The following is an 18,944-nucleotide window of genomic DNA, read 5'->3' as shown; positions in this document are numbered from 1 at the left end:
AAATACAACATAGATAAAAGTTATAAAACTTTTATCATCATGCTACTAATCAATACATTAAAATAGTTTTAATTGCAAATAGTAAAATAATATTTGTATATACAAGTACATAAAAAACAAATTATACACATTAAGCTATTTGAACCAACAACGCTGCAGCGGCTAAACTTGTATACACAACATCAATAAATTAACTATTTTTGTTCCGATCTGACAGCACCCATTATGGCGAAAGAACCAAACACACCACTTTATAAGGTGCTCATTGCCGACCTGAAAAGGCAAATCGACGATGGGTATTACAAAAAGGGCGACCTGCTTCCTTCAGAAAATGAGCTTTGCAAAAGCTATGGAACTACCCGTCCCACGGTACGGCAGGCATTGGGGGAGTTGACGCAGATGGGGTACATCATCCGCCAGCATGGCAAGGGCAGCATTGTGTCTGAGCCGAAAAATGGACTGGGCATTTTATCGCTGAAAGGTTCAACCGCGGGGGTAGGCAAAAAAAACTTACGTACCGAGATCCTGGTGAAAACAAAACGCATCGGATGGCCCGTCGATTTTCCATATGAGCTGACGGATACACAACGGGAAGCAGGCTGTCTTTACCTCGCCCGGCTGCGCCATGTAAATGGCCTACCGACACTGTACGAAGAGACGTATATCACCGATATCGACCTGCCAAGATTCACCATGCACAACCTAGCAAAGCATTCACTATTTGAAACGTTAAAAAAAAATCACCACGTGGAAATCAAGGAGGGTGAACAAAAGATATGGGCCGTGGCAGCAAGCAAACGTATTGCAGATTTACTTTCCATCAGGCCAGGCAAGCCTATTTTGCACATGAAACGCAGTATGCAGACCAACAAAGCCAACTTACTGATGTACTCCTTCCTTTACTGCAATACAGAAGAATATTTTATCCAGGATTATTTTTAAAGCCTATCGATACTCCCCTCCCTGCCGTCATTTGATGCTTCCAAAACCGCTCATCTATATTGCTTTACTGCTTCGATCATATCGTCTTTGATAAATTCCCAATATTTTCCCCTTAGACAGATCGGATCAAAATCCTGATCAGCCCTTTCAAAGTTCTCGAAATTTGAAATAATTTGAGTTTTGTCATGAGTATAGGGATGACGTTCCTCATGCAATGTGAGCATTTGAGAAAGATTATATCGTTCCATTAACTCATGTAAATCCCAAAAATCCTTTTTTCTCCCACTTCTGGAAATAACATCTACTTTCATCGCAATGATCTCCTCTATACCGGCAAGCCTTATATCATCATACTCAACTGTCGGTCTTATGAACTTTTCCTGTGAGTAGTACACATCCAATTTGATGTGATCCTCCAGACTATTGCCGATTAAGTATGCTCGGCCAAAACCGGGTAAGCCACCTATGTCCCCTTGTACGAATGGAAAAGTATTCAGCAAGTATTGGTCTACTGCATCAAAATCAACGCTACCATGATTAGCATCCGTAAATAGATCAATATCAACAGACATGCGATGGCCCAGGTGCAGACTGAGCGCCGTGCCTCCCACGAGTCTAAAATCTGCAAATATCGGAGCTTGCATCAAGGTGAGCAGGGCTTGGCGTAACAGGTCGCCGACGGTGTTCCAATACAGCATATTGTTTGATTTAGCTGGCAACAATTGAGTCTGTACCCAATACCTCAGCTATCCGTCTGTCTCCGTAGTAATCGGTGATATATTCTTTTTCTTCCGCGTTACCGCGCTCAAAGACTCTTCGGATAATTGCAGTGGCGTGTATATCTGGATCTATTTTGCTGATGTCCGTATCCCAAAAAAGTCCATTACGCAATTTACCCAACGCAAAGCTGGTTTTGGTCAGCCGTTGTTTTTTCCGGTAATCTTCAATTTCGAAATAGGTTTGCATCATCAACATAGTTCCTTCTGCATAGCCTAATTCCTTGTCAATTTTGAATGATAGTTCGACCGGTAGTTTTCTTCTTCCCTTAGTTATAGCGTTCAAGGTCTGCCTATGCTGGTTAATAGCAGTCGCAAATTGATTCTTTGCAATTTTCCTCTTTTTAAGCTCATGCTCTAAAATCAATCCTGGGTGGATACCTTTGTATTTTTCCATTGAAGTTTCCATAAAACGAATGTAAGCAAATTAGCTTACGTAAGCAAGTGTTTTCCTTAGAAAAATACTCGTGTGTAGTCGCCTTACGGCAGGGGGTTGGTCGCTAAACGATCAGGTAGCCGGATAAATTAACACAGCGGAGTCGCCGACCTGCACCGGGAAACCTCGCCCCCTTACCGGGGGACGATGTACCGATACCGGAGAAACAATAACCCGCATCAGAATACAACGCACCTATATCGGTCCGTGTTAAATCGATATCCTTCTTTGTCGAACCCATACTGGTAAGCGCTCCCCCGATACGGGGTGGCGCTTTACCGGTATGGATTAACATTCTCCCTGTGTCGGGTAACTCTCCTCCGGTATGGGTTCGTATTTTCCCTGTATCGGAAAGCTTCCCCCCCGTACTGGAAAGCTTTTTCCCCGTACTGGAAAGCTTTTTCCCCGTACCAGGTAACATCTCTCCGGTATGGGTTCGTATTTTCCCTGTATCGGAAAACTTTCTGCCAGCACCGGGTACAACCTCCCCGATACAGGTTTGCACCTTTCCAGCGACGGGTAACATTTTCCCGGTACCGGGAAACTTTTCCCCAGTACCGGAAAGCCGGGCATGTTGCACAATACACCCGATAAATACCACCTTAAATGCCCGAAATGGAACCCAATATGCCCGATAATGCCCGATTTTCGCTAGCTAGGCAAGCCTATTTTGCACATGAAACGCAGTATGCAGACCAACAAAGCCAACTTACTGATGTACTCCTTCCTTTACTGCAATACAGAAGAATATTTTATCCAGGATTATTTCTGATGCCCATAAACATACCCCGGTGTACGATAATAATGTGTTAGTACAATATTGCCTTCTGCCATTCCTTCGACCATTTCCGCAAAGATTAATTTTGCTATTCCAAGTTATTTTACTATATTGAAATCAAATCAATTTCAATCAATAATACAACAAGAAACATGGGAATTTCCAACTTAAGACTTATTAAGCTCAATACAAGCTTCACAGTGTAGAAGACATCCGAGAATTTAATGAGTTTTGTTTTTGTCACATCGGGAACGCCCAGCGCTCCCGCTATAGCCAATCAATAACTTATGTTATCAAAAAAAAATTTGGTGTGGATATTAAGTGTAGTCTTAATGACCCCCTTTTTATTCTTTGTCTATAAAGCATGCCAAACGATCATGTTAACTTCGGTTATCAGAGCCGCTGACTATCCCAACGACTATGATGCATCGGTAAAGGCTTCGGGTTTATCCGGCGATGATTTTAATTCGTTTCTTAAATTCAAAACCGGAGGGGAACTCATCAAGTTAGACTCTCGCGAAGCCATGTTACGAGTGCTTAAGCTACCCATCCCACCTCCCGATACGGTGTTTGTTAACGAGTTGCAAGTGGCCAACAATTGGGATTCAGGATACGATCCCTTTAGGTTTCCCAAGATAAAATCACGCTATAAACTGACAGGAAACCATATCTTTACCGACGACCCTACCCGGGTGTCACTGATTTTTACCGCCGGTAGTTATCAGCGAAATTTCCGAGATGGGCACGATTACTACGCGTTCAAATCAATTAGTTCTTTGTCACTTGATCTCAACGATGAGCACCTTTTTATATTCAATCAGCCCCAGTTAGCCGATATCGATATTTTCTTGAGGAATAACACCGATAGCCTGTATATTGGCATAGTCTACTATCCCGGGAGCGCGGAACCAGCTTCCACTGACAAGGGCTTACTCTAATTGCTTCACGCTGTCAATCACTAGGTACGCCCCTTGGCGCACCAAACGGTTTTTCCGCAGCGGGTTGAACGCCCTGCGTACCTGGGCGCATAGCAAGGGTCAATGGTGATTTGCGGTACCGCAATGGGCTTTTGCGGTACCGCGACACCCTAAAGTTGTACCGCAATGGGCTGTTGGCATACCGCATCGGTCCATCGCCATATGTCAACGTCCCATTGACATATATCAAAAGCCCATTGTAATATATCAAAAGCGCATTGCAGTACATCAACAGCTTATTGTGTTATACCAGCGGCCCATTGTAATATATCGAAAGCGCATTGCAGTACATCAACAGCTTATTGTAGTAGGTCATTTGCGTATTGTAATACTTCAACAGCTCAATGTAGTATATCAGCGGCCTGTTGCGGTATGTCAATAGCCTCACGTCGTATATCAATAGCGCACTGCAGTATATCTACGGCCCATTGTAATGTGTTGCCATCATACTGTAGTATATCAACAGTGCGTGGTCGTATGCCGGCAGCCTCTCGTGGTATGTATTTGTTGCATTGCAGTATATCAAAAGTCTATTGTGGTATGTCAATAGCACATGGTAATACTGCAACTATTCAATGCAGTACATCAGCAGTCCATTGCCATATTTCAACCCGCCGTTGTAGTACCGCAAACAGCTAGTACGTTGTCCGCGGAAATGTCCATTGTTGTCTTTTGTTGTCCAGTAACAACGGTGGACATCCCTTCTTTTCGGTTCATTTCCCTGTCGTCTTAGTTATATGGAATCGGCTTCGCTGCCTGCGCATCCATAGATTGCGGCAGTTGGAATACATTCCCGTCCCGGTCGGAAAAATAAAGTCTAGATTCAGACTTTTCCCGGCCATTTCCATCGGCCCAAAATGCATAGAAATCCGGATGGACGTTGACGGGACGGCGGGCATACGTATGGTTGAATTCGCTTTGGCTAGTCAATTGCCTCACCTTTTTCCACCGCTTCCCTTGGTTTGTAGACTGCCAAAGTACCATCTCTCCCCCCGTATTATATTCCTGGGGCCCTTTCTCTGTGGGTGCAATAATCGTCCACTTCCGGTTTTCTATATAAAGTGACCCCATATCGTAGGCATTGTCAGAATCCGTCACTTTCCTGATATCCCATTTCTTGCCGGTCCAACGTGCAGTATGCCATTCCCTGGGCCCATCTTCGGGACCGGGCATCGGCCCCCCGCTAGTCAGGTATAGGATGATCGGGCGCCCCTTTTTATCGAAGTTCACATCGCAGATGTATACGTTCCGTTCTTTATTATCATAATCATGAACCAGTGCATCATTGGCAACCTCCGTAAGCGGCAGTTCGATCGGCTTTCCACCAACGGTCTGCCATGTCTTTCCGAAATCATTCGTTTGTAAATAATAAAGATTGGTCCGGAAGTCAAGCCCCCCTCTTACTTTACGCGTCGGATGATAATTAAACGCTGTGCCGATCCGTGCTCCCTGGTTGCCACTGGTTTGATATTGTCCTTGGTCCAACAGCGAAAGATCCTTCCATTCGGACCAATCCACCCCATCTTTACTGGTCATCCAACCGATTACCCGACCCCCTTTTTTTTCGTAATGGGTAAACAATCCGGTAAAGCCGTCTTCGCTTGAATAATATAGTTGCAAGTAAGAAAAATTATCCATTGGCACTTTCTTTCCGTCTACTAACTTCGTGGCCGCTATCCGTTCAAACACAGAAATATCATGCGGCTGTTTGCTGCGATGGATAAAAGATGGACGGCCAGTGCCATGAGAGGTAGAGAAAATCCAGATGTAACCCTCCTTATCGACCTGCATCACGGGATTATCATGTGCATCATTCGTGGCTTTGTCAAGCACAATAGTAGGACGGGGTACTTCACCTGTCTTATGATCAAAATAAGAAACCATATGGTACAATGTCTTCCCTGAATCATCAGTTCCGCCATAACAGAAAAAAGTCTTGTCCACTTCCGCTGCGTAAACAGAAAAAGGGTAATGATTGGCAGGGTACGTTCCCAGTCCACCGCTATATTTAAAATTATAAGGTGCAGGTACCGATCCCCGTTGCCCCGCGCCACCAATGGCATACCAGATGCCGCGGTATCCTTCGGCAGGCTGGTTTATCAGTTTCGCCTTTCCATAAATGTCTTCGGGCGATTGCGCACGGACGGGGTCCAAGAGTATAACCAATGACCACGTCAATAAAAGCATCAGTTTTCCGATAGACACATGTTGAGTCTTTGTCTTTAATAACATATTAACTTTATTTAATTTCAAATTTCCATTAACAGCATATTGGGGGGTATATCAAGCCAATAACATCCCAAGTAAGCCTGCTGCAAGCACATAATATATGGTAGGAACAATGGTCTTTCTTAAAATGGCACCCTCTTTACCTATTAAGCCCACCACCGCAGAAGCCGCGACCACATTATGGATGGCAATCATATTGCCCGCAGCAGCTCCAACCGCTTGAAGGGAAACGACCGTTACGGTAGAGAGTTGGAGCTTGGTTGCAATACTGTGCTGGAATTCGACGAACATCAGGTTACTTACCGTATTGCTCCCGGCTATAAACGCCCCCAATGCACCTACCGACGGGGATACTGACGGCCAGAATTGACCTACTTTAAACGCCACCCAGTCCGCCAGCACCACAGGCATGCTCGCCATTTCAAGGTGGTTAATCCCCGAGTTGATGTATATCCGCACCATGGGGATGGTAAACAACAGCACGAACGCGGCCGCCAGTGTCGTGGAAAGCGACTCTTTGCTTGCTTTCATGAACCCAGACGAAGGCAGCTTATGGACCAATACCGCCGCCAGAGCTGCGATAATCAACATGGTTCCCGGCAAATACAATGGTGAAGACGATGCTGATATGGTCGTCCCCAAAACCGATGGCCAATCAAACTTCAGGCTTTGCAAATACTGTCCGATCCCCAAGCTCTGTAACCGGGTAACGATCAACAGTATCGACACCAACACATAGGGCATCCATGCCTTGTAAATCGGCATGGGCGTATTACTTTCCAGCCCGTCCTTTTCCATCGCCACTTGTCCAGACCAAGCTGGCTGCCATCGGTCTGCCGGCGGGAAATCCCAGGTATCCTTGGGGATCAAAAACTTACGCTTGACCGCGAAAACCACGATACCCAGCCCGATCATAGCTCCCAAGAGCGACGGGAACTCCGGCCCCAGCAAAACCGCTGTACAGAGGTAGGGAATGGTAAATGCTAACCCTGCAAAAATAGCAAATGGCGCAATGGTTAAACTTTTCTTCCGGTCTTCTCGTCTTCCAAAGACGAAAATGGTCATCACCACCATAAACCAAGGAATAAGCGTACCGATGATGGCGTGGATAGTCGCGGCCTGTGCGGTAACGGCCTGCAAGAAAATCTCCTTTTCTCCAGGCCCGCCAAAACCGGCTGCCAACCCATTGTTTACACCGATCAATATCGGGGTGCCTATCGCTCCGAAAGTCACCGCGGTGCTTTGTACCATCAGGCCCATCAATACCGCGGCCATCGCCGGAAACCCTAAAGCCAATAACAAAGGCGCCACAATGGCAGCGGGCGTCCCAAAGCCAGAGGCCCCTTCAAGGAAAGACCCGAAAAGCCAGGCGATGACGATGATCTGTATCCGCTTGTCGGGGCTGATCCGGGCAAAATTATACCGGATACTGGCCAGCCCACCCGAGTACTTGAGTACAGACAGCAGTAGCAACGCGCCGAATATAATATACAACACGTCAAACGTGATGACCAACCCCTGTATCGTGGAAGCCAGCACATCTGCGATATCCATTCCCCAATATTGCAGCGCCAGCCAACCGGTCAGCACCAACACCAAGGGCATGGTGTATTTTGCGGGGAACCGGAAACCGACCAACAACACCATCGCTAGTAAAATCGGCGAGAACGCTAATGCTGCCTGTAACGTCAAGCTCATCTTCAATTAATTTTCTTTTTCTTCGTAACCCCAAAAAGTCAATTGTCCGATATTGGTAAAACCACGCTTGTCGGAATCCCAATTGGAAAGGGTTTTAAACCGGATATACCTCACTGGCGGCAATCCTTCTTCAAAGGTGACCATTTCGCCCTCTAGCGCGTAGGCGATGTCTGTCGACGTAACCGCACCCTCGCCCGACGGTTTAAACGATTCGAATGTCCCCAGCAAAATCCAGCTGTCCCAACTGCCGTCCGGATTCGGATCCGCAGAGCCCCAGATTTCGGCAGTTCTCACATTCCCTCCGTTATAAAGACGGTTCGAGGCAGTTCCACGTTGATTGATCTGCATACGCGTCAACTCGGCTGTTACGCCCAAATCAAACGTAAACCACTGCGGCATATCCCCGTCGACTTTCGTAATAAACGTTGGACTTTCTTTATTCATGGTTCCGTCCCAGATGTTTTTCATCGTTGAATTAGTTGCATTTGGCTCGTGCGTGTCGGTGGGCAAATTATATTGAGCGAACCGCGACTTACTCAACTCCACTTCGCCTTTAAATAGATCGGGATCAACCACAAACTCAAACTCCGCGGTCATGAAGGTATCAATCGCGAGTGAATCCGGCACGAATAGGGTTTTATACACAAAATTATGCTCAGGAGCGTACAACGGTAATTTCGTCGTATCGTCCGACGACGATACAAACAGCCGATTCAGCTTACCTTCGGTATCTTCATAGATCAGCGAATCACCAATACTGGTTTCTTCAGCCGGCATCCAATCAACCACCAAGGTATCCTCGCTAACCGACAAATTTCGGACCGCACGGGTCAACAACGAATTACGGTAGATGTCTCCGTATACGGTGCCCAATATCTCCGACATCACCGAAACGTTGCCTTCATCGTCCCGGGTAAATATCTGGAAAGTATAGGATTTTTCTTCCATGTCGGTTAGTTCTACCCGTACCGTGTCCGGTCGGACCGACTGGGATATGGATACTTCCAATGAGTCTCTTCGGTTATCCCAATAAATGACGGCGTTGCTCACATTCGGGTCTGAAAGAATAACCCAAGACAACATTATTCTGTTGTTTCCTGGGTGGGCTCTCAACGAATCTGCTTTAGCCGGGTAAATGAACTCGCCTTCCTCTAAAAAATCACTATAAATGGCGTCCATCTTTCCGCACGACGCCGTGACCATTGCGACTATCAGGTAAACTAATATCCGCAAGCTTTGACGATTAGTATTCATGGGTTTTGACATTTGCTTGTTTAACTTATTGTACTTGGCCGAAAAGATCGATTTCGACAATATTCACGTGGGTCACTTTGCCCCAGTTCTCGTATACTTTCCAGCGGAGATAACGCACCGGAGGTGTGCCTTCGGGGAAAATAAACTCTTCGCCGGCCGCAGCGTATGCCCGATCCTCCTCGGTGTTCTCACCCGCAGGTAAGCCCGAAGGCTTTATCGATTGGCACTCCATCAGTAACGTCCAACTATCGTCGAAACTGCCATCCGGATTGGGGTTGTTTGACCCGTAAATCTCCCAACGCTTCACCGCACCCGAATTATATAAATACTGGGCCTGTGTCCGGTTGAAGAGCACCACGCGGGAGAGCCTAGCTTCTGTTCCCATATCGAATGTGAACCATTGCGGCACACCATGACCGGGAACCGATACATAATCTGAACCGCCGTAATTGCCGTCCCAAATGCGTTCGAGATACGCCGTACCGCTGTTGTGGGCGACAGTATAGTCTGTCGGCAAGTCTACCTTAACGTACGGTTTCGGTATACTTTCCTCCAGCCACGGCACCACTTCTGCAAACAAGGTGTCCGACCGGTTATCCCAATGATCTCGCACCACCACGCCGAAAAGACGTTCTTCTGGGTCATATCCTCTGACTGGTAGCCGGGCGTCGCGCATTTTTGTATAAAATGTTTCCGCAATGACTAAGTCGCCCTGCTCATCGGTAGTAAGCACTTCCACGGTCATGCTCGTTTCGCTCTCGTTCGTCAGCAGCACGGTGGCCCCACCCCAATCTTCCACGATTTCGAGCGATCCAAATACGTCCACCACGGGAGGAGTGGATGGAGTTACCTTAACAACGACGGGTTCGGAGTGCTGTTCATTGCGCCCCACCGTATATAAACTAACATCATATTCTCCTTCTTTAGCGAAACCTTCGATATCAATGGAATTGGTGTAAAAAGAAGCCTTTGCCTCCCGGATAACCCCCGGACGGATTTCATAAACAGCTTTGACATACAATAAGCCTTTACTTTGAGGCAATTCATAACTTATCTGCGCTGCCCCCGGCAGGTTTTTAACTTGTGGATTGGCGATGCCCTGCGGCTTATCATCATTCTGACTAATTGGAGTATGTTCAGGTTCATCCTTACAAGCTTGGACACCAATCAGTACGCCTGATATCAATACAATCCAAAAATAGAAGCTAATTTTTTTCATGGTCGTAAATTTTGACTATCATTTGCATAAGTACATTACCAACCCGGATTCTGCACCAGATTCCGATTCACAATCAGGTTGGATTCCCGGATGGGCCAGAAATAATCACGCATCATAAATGTCTGGTTGAATAATACACGTTGGCGATAGTATGTTTCCGGATTCTCTTGGTCAATGTCCCAACCGGTGATCAGGTTATTCAACTCGATATGTGCACGTTTCCATCTCCTCAGGTCCCAGAATCGTTTCCCTTCAAAAGCCAGCTCGTTCAGCCGCTCTTGCTGGATGATACTCCGCAGCCCCACCTGTGTGGTGAATTTATCCGGCTGTCTGGAGAAGTTTGTCCATGCATCCTGGACCGTCGGCAAACCCGCCCGCTCGCGAACCTTATTTAAGTATTCATAGGTTTCGTCGCTCGGTTGTTCATTCAGTTCGTTTAATGCCTCGGCGTACAATAAATACAAATCCGACAGCCGCATTACAGGCCAAGGGTAGTATTGGACGGTATAGGTGTTTCCCGCACCGATGATGTTTTCATAATTAACCAGTTTTTTGGGCCAGTATCCGGTTACGGAGAAACGGTTATTGGATACACGCGTTTGTGCTTGCCCCAATTTAGCCTGGATGGTCCACTGATCGTTATCATCTAATCGGCCCTGGCCATACCACAGTCCGCCGTCGAACGCCAAGCTGGCATAAAACCGCTCTTCGCGGTCAAAATGGAGCCCAACAGTCGTATATCCCGTTTGCAGATGATACTTATCTGCTTCATCTGCCTCACGCAATTCAAAACGCCCTGCGTAATCATAGGTCACATCTTCATCGATGGGCACCCCGTTTTTCGAATAGAACTGCTCCGCGATTTTGATTGGCGGCGCCATATTTCCCAGTGTGTTGGCATTTACGCTGTTTGTAGGGTCCAGCGGCGGTGTCGCTTGCCGCTGCAAAGCCACAGCGGTACTATTTGTATTGCCCCAAATAATCTCTGAATTCCATCGCTCCGTTACGCTATTCCGTATACTCATCTGGGTGATGGTCTCTTCCGACGGCGAAAACTGACTGATGCCGAGCTCAAACGTGTATAATTTCATACCCAGCTCATGACATGCATCGATCGCTTCCCGGCAGGCATCCGCTGCCTGTTGCCACTTATCGGTCGAATACGTTTGGTTGAACAACTCCCGTCCGTCGGGCCCAGCGAATCCTACATACTCGTTATTTCCATTGAATAGTGGACTGGCTGCCGTCACCAACACTTTCGCTTTCACCGACAAGGCAATGGTTTTCGTAATACGTCCCAGTTCTGTCAATTCATCCGAAATGACGTCAGGCAGGTTCACTACGGCTTCGTCCAACAGCTCCACAATATAGGCCACACAATCGTCGATCGGCTCCCGCGCCACACGGACCTCTTGAACCGACGCGGAAATCGGCAGATTTTCGCGGATGATCGGAATCGGCCCATACATCCGCATCAACCAAAAATGATAATAGGCTTTTAAAAACTTCGCCTCCGCAATCCACCGGTCCTTTTCTTCATCCAGCATGTCGGGTACCCTACCAATATTTTCGATGAAGATATTGCAGTCGCGGATACCTTTGAACGGTTGACTGACGCCGTCCCAATAGTTTAAAATCGGGGAGACAATGCTCTGGTTACCTCGGGCAATCTGCCATCCCGGTGCCGAGTGGAACTGGAGAAACGAATTGGAAAACCAGAATTCGTCGCCAGTTGCAAAGGCAGGGTTATCACCTAAACTCGCATGTGACGGGAGGTAACGATAACAGGTAAATAGATATTTTTCTGCGGTATTGCGCATGTTAAATGCATGATCCACGGTTGCCACGTTATCAGGAACCACGTCAAGGTAGCTGTTGCAGGAAATACCCAACAACAATAAAACACCGATTCCTATTCTTTTAATTTCTTTCATGATCTACTCCATTTATAATGAAACATGTAAACCCAAATTGACAACGCGCTGTACGGGGTAGCCCAAGCCATTGTCCGCCATCTCCACGTCCCATAGTTTAAACTTACTCCACGATAGCAGGTTCGTCCCGCTCACATAAAAACGCAAGCTATTCAGCCACACCCGATCAGTGAGGCCCTGGGGCAGCGTATATCCGATTTCAGCCTGCTTCAACCGTAGGAAGCTGCCGTCGCGCTGAAACCACGTACTGCGTTGGGTATTGTTTGTATTGGTGGTGGCAGTTAACCGGGGCCACAATGCGTAGAGGTTCCGGTTGTCTTCAGACCAATGGTCGTCCGCATACGCTTTGAGCAGCTGATTCTGAAGCGTTATCCCCGGCAATTCGGAGGGACTGTATCGATGACTGAGAAAAGGCGCCGTTTGGGCAACGCCGATCCGGAATGACTCCCTAGCCAGGCCTTGGAAGAACACACTGAAATCAAGGTTCTTCCATCCTGCGGAAAGACCAAATCCATATACAATTTCGGGCATCGTCGGAAAGCCAATGGGAACCATATCCAACTCGGTAATCTGGCCATCCCGATTGACGTCACGATACTTGATATCGCCAGCCATATACTCACCGAAATTCTGCCTCGGCGAATTGGCCACCTCATGCTCATCAACAAATAAGCGCTCGGCAATGTAGCCCCATTCCTGATTGACGGAATAGCCAACACGCGACTGCCACGACTCGCTATATTCCGGCTCCTCATATACTTTAAAAGCACTTTGCGCAAACGTGAAATTGCCCATTCCTTGAAGCCACAACCCATTGATAAAACTATGCGAATAATTGGCCGACAGATCGACCCCCCGGCCTGTGGCTTCACCCACATTGGCCATAACATTGACGGTGCCAAGCCCCATAGTTGATGGGATGTGCGACCGTTCCATCAGGATATTGGTCCGGTGTTCTTTAAAGAAATCTGCGGTTATATCCAATTTCTTGAACAGTCCGACTTCCAAAGCAACATTCATCTTCTCGGCTTGCTCCCAAGTGATGTCCGAATTGGCGTACCGCGTTACGTTAACACCCGACCGTGAATAGCCATTGTCCCGGCCGAACGTGCCTCCACCGGCCTCCATGTCTACATTCGACAAATAGAAAAACCGGTCTTCCGGCCTCCCGATTGCATCGTTACCAACCAAGCCGTAAGTGGCCCGTACGCGCAGGTTGTTGACCGTCGACGTAATCGGTTCAAAGAATTTTTCGTTGGAAATCGTCCATGCTAACCCGGCAGACGGGAAAAAGCCGAAACGGTTGTTTTTGTAAAACCGCTCGGATCCGTTATAGCCGAAATTGAACTCGAAGAAATACCGGCTATCGTATGCATACGTTGTTCTACCCGACAAACCTATATTCCGATACGGGAGGGAGAGCTGCAGACTCCCCGCGTTGGCCGACAGCCGCTCTTGCATGATGTATACCAACATGCCGCTCAAACCATGTTTTTCGCCGAATGTCCGGTTGTAGCTCAACGCAGACTCCAGGTAAAAGATAGAACTCACCTCCTTCGGCCCTTCATTATAGTCGAGGTATTCCCGTCCACCATCCTCATTGATGAGCGATAAGCTATAGGTGTCCGCACGCCGGTTATAACCGTTTAACGAGTAGTAGAATGGCGAATAGGCTCTGTTGACATCAAAAAACGAGGTCCGGTTCGTATTCATCAACGCACGGAATTGCAAGCCTTCGGTGAGGAAAGCCAGGTCTTGTTTCAACTCCAACTGGGCCAGTACATACGAGCGTGAATAATCACGGTACCCTTTCACCATTTCCGCATAAGGATTCAGGTAATTACCTTCCTCATAATTTCCAAACATGATATGGGTAACGTGCTGATAATCTTCGCCCGGTGGATAAAAGGCGGAAAAAAGAACCGGATTGGTACGCATCACCATTTGGTACATCGCTTTTCCCCCCGCTATCGGCCCGGTGTAATCGTCAAAGTTGCCATTCATCCTGATAATCAATTCGGTGGATTTCGTCAGGTTAACATTGACGTTCGAGCGAAGGTTATAACTCGTCAGATCGATGTTACTATTGAAGTTATTACGCGGATCTACCTGTAATACGCCATTATCTTTGGTAACCGCTCCAGCCACGTAGTAACGGGCAACGCTCCCACCGCCGGAAAGGTTGAGGTTGAACCGTTGGTTCATGGTATAGTCCTTGAAAAGTTCTTTCCGCCAATCAGTCGCTGGGTAGGCTATCGCATTCGTTCCGGCCTTTGTGTTATCTATCTTCCCTTGGGAATAAGGCTGTTCCCCCAACGGATCCCGCGTTTTCACGGCTTCATTATGCAACTCCATATAAGTAACGGGATCGGCCAGCTCCACGTTGCGTGTAGGTGCCGAGATCGAGTTTTCCAGCCGCACATTAATTTTCACCTTCCCTTCGGTACCTTCTTTGGTCGTAATCAGGATGACTCCATTGGCCCCCCGGGCACCATACAGCGCCGTTGCAGTGGCATCTTTCATGATCGAGAAACTCGCTACGTCATCCGGTTGAAGACGGGCCAATTCCGTGGTGGTCACTTCGAGGTTGTCAATCAGGATCAGCGGGTCTTTTTTATAACCGAATGTGGTTACACCACGGATAAAGAAATCCGCATTGTCCATACCTGGCTCGCCGCTTCGTTGATAGGCAATCATACCGGCAACCCGTCCCGCCAAAGCGGTGGTCAGGTTACTGGATGGCACTTTGAGATCTGAGGGCTTAACCGACGTAATGGCGCCGATCATGTCCGTGCGCTTTACCGCGCCACCAAAAGCGGTCACGACCACATCATCCAACATGGATGAGGATTCGACAAGCACCACATCGATGACTTCTTGGTTACCCACCGCTATCTCTTGGGTCTCGAACCCTACCATTGAGAACGTCAGCGTGGATCCAGCCGGAACACTCAATAAATAGCGTCCGTTGAGATCGGTGGTCGTACCGATAGACGTCCGGTTTTTAACGTGAATGGATACACCGGTAAGCAATGATCCTGTCGAGTCGCGTATGGTACCGCGAACCTCCGTATCCTGCAACATACTGTTGGGCTTCCGTACCGACGTTTCCAGTCGGTGTAAGGTGACATCAGCAGGGCTAAACATTCCCGCCGACACGTAGGGCATCGCTGCCACTACCGCCACCGTGGTTACTACGAGATTACGCAGTACCCGATTTACCAAAGGCAGTCGGGTACGGCCTTTAAGGTCTACATAAGAATTCATATTTTTCGTTTTTATTGGTTTTTAATAATCAGCATAACACTACCATTCGCTTAAATGCTGTAGCTGCTAGATTGCTTAAGACGCTAAAAAGCTGCCTTTCATTTTAGTTTTTCTTTTTCCATACTCATTTATTTTGACTGTATTTTAATCTTAACCTAGGTATTGTGTTCCGCATTCCCGCTCATTCTTGCTGCGACTTTGGCAAGAAGGAGATAAAAATAGCGCCGAGCAATGCGACTCCGATCAATAGCGAAAACCCTAAAGTATATCCGGTACTTTCGCTATATAATGCCCCCAGTAGCACGGGGAAAAGGGCCTCTGCCACCCCATCAGCGACGAGGATAATCCCCATGGTCCTACCGAGTGCCTTCAACCCGAACAGATCGCCAGCCATCAGTGGAATGATCATGTAGTCGCCACCAAGCCCGATACCGAAAACGATTGCGAAAATATATATACGGCCGGCAAAGTCGGGGAGCAGAAGCAAAGGGATCGATGCCATAACAATCAGGTAGATCGTCAACATGACATACTTCCGGTTAATGATATCGGCCAGCCAACCCATCAGTACACGGCCAATCAGGCTGGATAATAACACGAATGACATCACATGCGCAGCCTCTGTCTGCGAATAGTTCAGATCGCTCAAATAGAGTTTGATGTGTTGGCCTATGCCGCCCACAACCCCGATCGAGCACATGCTGCCTATTGCCAAGAGGTAGAAGTTGCGGCTTCGGAGTATACTCCGCATAGAACCGCCTTCCACTTTCTGTTGGGCTACCGGTGCAGGCTTTTCCCGTTTGTCTTTAATGAAATAGGAAAAGATAAACACCATCAGAAACCCGATTACCCCCAGCATGGCCAAAGCCACGTGCCAATCGTACCACAATTCAAGCCGGGCAGCGAGCAAAGGTGCCAATGCGCCACCGGCCCCGATACCCAGATAGGCAATGCCCATGGCTTTCCCTCTATTCTTGTTAAACCACCGGGAAATGAGCACCTGGCACGGTAGCGGACCTCCGAAGACGTACCCCAACGCATTGAATACATAGAAGAGGTAAAACATTTCCAAAGAGCTGGAATAGGCGATCCCGATCAACGCAATCGCCAGCATCAAAGCGCCAGTCATCATCAACTGCCGTGGCCCGTAGCGGTCGATTAGCCACCCCGCAAAAAATCCAAACAATGGGGCGACAATCAGCTTGCCAACGGCATTACCCGAAGTAATGACCGTTCTGGACCAACCACGCTCCTCCATGATGAAATCAAAAAAGAACGGCAGTCCGTAGAACCCGAATCCAACGATTGCAAAGAGTGCAAGAAAGGCCGTGATAACGATATACCGCTTCGAACTTCGTTGCCCTTGTTCCATCTGGCTTAATTGTATGCTATTATCCATCTCTTAGGTTTATTAATTATATAATGCTATATTTTCACATGTCATTGGCGGTAAAACCCATCATTCAAATACGTCTGTATACTTAACTAAAACCGACACTACAACCGGGGAATATTCATCCCCCCATCAACCATGATAACCTGCCCCGTTGTATAGGGGAAATTACCAGTGGCGAGCGCCGAAACGGTTTTGCCCACATCGTCAGGCATCCCCCACCTTGGCAACACACAAAGTCCTTCGGCAATCAGCTTATCATATTTTTCCGTTACTTTCGCGGTCATGTCTGTAGCCACGATGCCGGGGCGAACTTCGTATACCGGTATACGGTATTCGCCCAACCGCGCTGCAAACAATTGCGTGGCCATACTCATGCCCGCTTTGCCTACGCAATATTCCCCCCTGTTCGTGGATACAACAGTAGCCGAAATGGAAGAAATGTTGATAATTGCTGCCTCAAAATCGGCATCGGCAGATTTCTGCGCAATCATCCAATTTGCAGCGGCCTGGGAGAGAAAATACGGGCCGGTTAGGTTGGTCCGCAACACGTAATCAAAACTCTCTTCAGTGGCTTCCAGGATATCTTTCCGTTCTTTCGGCGCCACCCCGGCATTATTCACCAACACGTTCAATTGCCCGAAATGCGCCTTCACGCTATCCATGATCGCACGCCGTGCTCCCGCATCACCCACGTCACCTCGGCAATAAATCACGTCTGCACCCAATTGCCGCAACTCCTCAAGCGGCAGGGCGACATCCATTTCATCCCGCACCCCGTTAATGGCCAAGTCGAATCCTGCCCCGGCGAGGGACCGGGCTATACCTAGCCCAATCCCCCTGGATCCTCCCGTTACCAATGCTATCTTCTTCATGAGATCAACTGATTTATCCAACCTATAATTCCGGTATCGCAACCCACGCTCGCTTCTCCCAACTTTCTATCCCTTTTTCAGCGAGCTGGATTCCCTTGGCGCCCTCTTTCATATCCCATGGGAACGGCTCATCAAGCACGACGTGCTTCAAGAAAAGCTCCCATTGCACCTTAAATGCATTGTCATAGGGTTCCTGCTCGGGAACCTTAGACCACCCCTCATAGAAGTCGATAGGTTGCGGGATATCAGGATTCCATACCGGCTTGGGGGTGTTGCCATAATGCTGTATATAGCACTCCCGCAGTCCTGCCACCGCCGAGCCCTTGGTTCCGTCTACTTGCAGCGTGAGCAGGTCATCCCGTCTTACCCTGACGGTCCACGACGAATTGAAGTGCGCAATAACATCCCCTTCAAGCTCGAATGTGGCGTAAGCCGAGTCATCAGCGGTACATGCATATGTATTCCCTTGTTCATCCACCCGCTCTTTGATATGCGTTGCGCCAAGACAGGAAACCGCCTTTACCTTTCCGAAAATATTATCCAGCACATACCGCCAGTGGCAGAGCATATCCACAATAATTCCCCCATCATCTTCTTTACGGTAATTCCACGAAGGTCGTTGTGCAGGTATAGTATCTCCTTCAAATACCCAGTAACCGAACTCCCCGCGGACGGAAAGGATCTCCCCGAAAAAACCACTTTCTATCAACCGCTTGATTTTCCGGAGACCAGGCAGCCATAGCTTGTCTTGTACCACGCCATTTTTTACGCCGGCTTTCTTACATAGCTGGTAGAGCTCCAAGGCAGTGGCCGTATCGGTGGCCATAGGCTTTTCACAATAAATATGCTTACCGGCCTGCACTGCTTTCCTGATGGCTTCGGCCCGTCGCCCCGTCGTTTGGGCGTCAAAATAAACCGTATAACTTTCATCCTGCAGCAATGCATCCAAGTCTGTCGAGATTTTGGAAATCCCGGACCTTTTGCCCAATTCTTCCAGCTTGGCTTGGTTCCTGCCGACCAATACGGGGTCAGGCATAATGGTGTCCCCATTAGGCAGCTCCACCCCGCCCTGCTTTATAATCTCCACAATACTTCTCATCAGATGCTGGTTGGTACCCATACGGCCCGTAACCCCATTCATGATAATTCCTACACGGTGTCTCATA

Annotated in this window: 16 protein-coding genes; 2 read left to right on the top strand and 14 right to left on the bottom strand. The window is 48.0% G+C overall.

What is annotated here, in order from left to right; all coding sequences use genetic code 11:
- Positions 1 to 225 precede the first annotated feature (225 nt).
- Entirely contained in the window at positions 226 to 942 is a 717-nt protein-coding gene (locus tag VNQ80_RS07520) for a GntR family transcriptional regulator (protein ID WP_325637068.1), read from the top strand.
- Positions 943 to 992: 50 nt separating this feature from the next.
- Here VNQ80_RS07520 and VNQ80_RS07515 read toward each other — a convergent pair whose 3' ends face one another.
- The 3 genes from VNQ80_RS07515 to VNQ80_RS07505 form a co-directional block, all read right to left on the bottom strand.
- Positions 993 to 1,640 (bottom strand): nucleotidyl transferase AbiEii/AbiGii toxin family protein, encoded by a 648-nt coding sequence (locus VNQ80_RS07515; protein ID WP_325637067.1) that lies wholly within the window; start codon positions 1,638 to 1,640, stop codon positions 993 to 995.
- 10 nt (positions 1,641 to 1,650) lie between these two features.
- The gene (locus tag VNQ80_RS07510) at positions 1,651 to 2,127 is read right to left on the bottom strand and encodes a helix-turn-helix transcriptional regulator (protein WP_325637065.1); all 477 of its coding nucleotides are present in this window, start codon (positions 2,125 to 2,127) and stop codon (positions 1,651 to 1,653) included.
- A 91-nt stretch (positions 2,128 to 2,218) separates the two neighbouring features.
- Entirely contained in the window at positions 2,219 to 2,734 is a 516-nt protein-coding gene (locus VNQ80_RS07505; RefSeq protein ID WP_325637063.1) for a hypothetical protein, read from the bottom strand.
- A gap of 575 nt (positions 2,735 to 3,309) precedes the next feature.
- Between VNQ80_RS07505 and VNQ80_RS07500 the strand changes: the two genes are divergently transcribed.
- Positions 3,310 to 3,870 (top strand): hypothetical protein, encoded by a 561-nt coding sequence (locus tag VNQ80_RS07500; protein WP_325637062.1) that lies wholly within the window; start codon positions 3,310 to 3,312, stop codon positions 3,868 to 3,870.
- 13 nt (positions 3,871 to 3,883) lie between these two features.
- Here VNQ80_RS07500 and VNQ80_RS07495 read toward each other — a convergent pair whose 3' ends face one another.
- The 11 genes from VNQ80_RS07495 to VNQ80_RS07445 form a co-directional block, all read right to left on the bottom strand.
- Complete coding sequence (locus VNQ80_RS07495; RefSeq protein WP_325637060.1) at positions 3,884 to 4,141, bottom strand: hypothetical protein; 258 nt, start codon at positions 4,139 to 4,141, stop codon at positions 3,884 to 3,886.
- Positions 4,142 to 4,153: 12 nt separating this feature from the next.
- Entirely contained in the window at positions 4,154 to 4,297 is a 144-nt protein-coding gene (locus tag VNQ80_RS07490) for a hypothetical protein (RefSeq protein WP_325637058.1), read from the bottom strand.
- Between the two features lie 341 nt (positions 4,298 to 4,638).
- The gene (locus VNQ80_RS07485; protein WP_325637057.1) at positions 4,639 to 6,141 is read right to left on the bottom strand and encodes a BNR-4 repeat-containing protein; all 1,503 of its coding nucleotides are present in this window, start codon (positions 6,139 to 6,141) and stop codon (positions 4,639 to 4,641) included.
- A gap of 51 nt (positions 6,142 to 6,192) precedes the next feature.
- Complete coding sequence (locus tag VNQ80_RS07480) at positions 6,193 to 7,836, bottom strand: L-lactate permease (protein WP_325637056.1); 1,644 nt, start codon at positions 7,834 to 7,836, stop codon at positions 6,193 to 6,195.
- A gap of 6 nt (positions 7,837 to 7,842) precedes the next feature.
- The gene (locus tag VNQ80_RS07475) at positions 7,843 to 9,090 is read right to left on the bottom strand and encodes a DUF4998 domain-containing protein (protein WP_325637055.1); all 1,248 of its coding nucleotides are present in this window, start codon (positions 9,088 to 9,090) and stop codon (positions 7,843 to 7,845) included.
- A 25-nt stretch (positions 9,091 to 9,115) separates the two neighbouring features.
- Complete coding sequence (locus VNQ80_RS07470) at positions 9,116 to 10,309, bottom strand: DUF5000 domain-containing lipoprotein (RefSeq protein ID WP_325637054.1); 1,194 nt, start codon at positions 10,307 to 10,309, stop codon at positions 9,116 to 9,118.
- Positions 10,310 to 10,344: 35 nt separating this feature from the next.
- Positions 10,345 to 12,243, bottom strand: a complete 1,899-nt coding sequence (locus VNQ80_RS07465) for a RagB/SusD family nutrient uptake outer membrane protein (RefSeq protein WP_325637053.1) — start codon at positions 12,241 to 12,243, stop codon at positions 10,345 to 10,347.
- A gap of 12 nt (positions 12,244 to 12,255) precedes the next feature.
- Complete coding sequence (locus VNQ80_RS07460) at positions 12,256 to 15,510, bottom strand: TonB-dependent receptor (RefSeq protein ID WP_325637052.1); 3,255 nt, start codon at positions 15,508 to 15,510, stop codon at positions 12,256 to 12,258.
- A gap of 181 nt (positions 15,511 to 15,691) precedes the next feature.
- Positions 15,692 to 16,909, bottom strand: a complete 1,218-nt coding sequence (locus VNQ80_RS07455; protein WP_325637050.1) for an MFS transporter — start codon at positions 16,907 to 16,909, stop codon at positions 15,692 to 15,694.
- A 98-nt stretch (positions 16,910 to 17,007) separates the two neighbouring features.
- On the bottom strand, positions 17,008 to 17,778 hold the full coding sequence (locus VNQ80_RS07450; RefSeq protein WP_325637048.1) for a 3-ketoacyl-ACP reductase: 771 nt from the start codon (positions 17,776 to 17,778) through the stop codon (positions 17,008 to 17,010).
- A gap of 22 nt (positions 17,779 to 17,800) precedes the next feature.
- The gene (locus VNQ80_RS07445) at positions 17,801 to 18,943 is read right to left on the bottom strand and encodes a Gfo/Idh/MocA family oxidoreductase (RefSeq protein ID WP_325637046.1); all 1,143 of its coding nucleotides are present in this window, start codon (positions 18,941 to 18,943) and stop codon (positions 17,801 to 17,803) included.
- Position 18,944: the final 1 nt, after the last annotated feature.

Source organism: Parapedobacter sp. (assembly GCF_035556095.1).
In the GTDB taxonomy this organism is placed as follows: Bacteria; Bacteroidota; Bacteroidia; order Sphingobacteriales; family Sphingobacteriaceae; genus Parapedobacter.
Note: the sequence above shows the minus strand (reverse complement) of the source record. Positions and strands in the feature narration are given on the sequence as shown.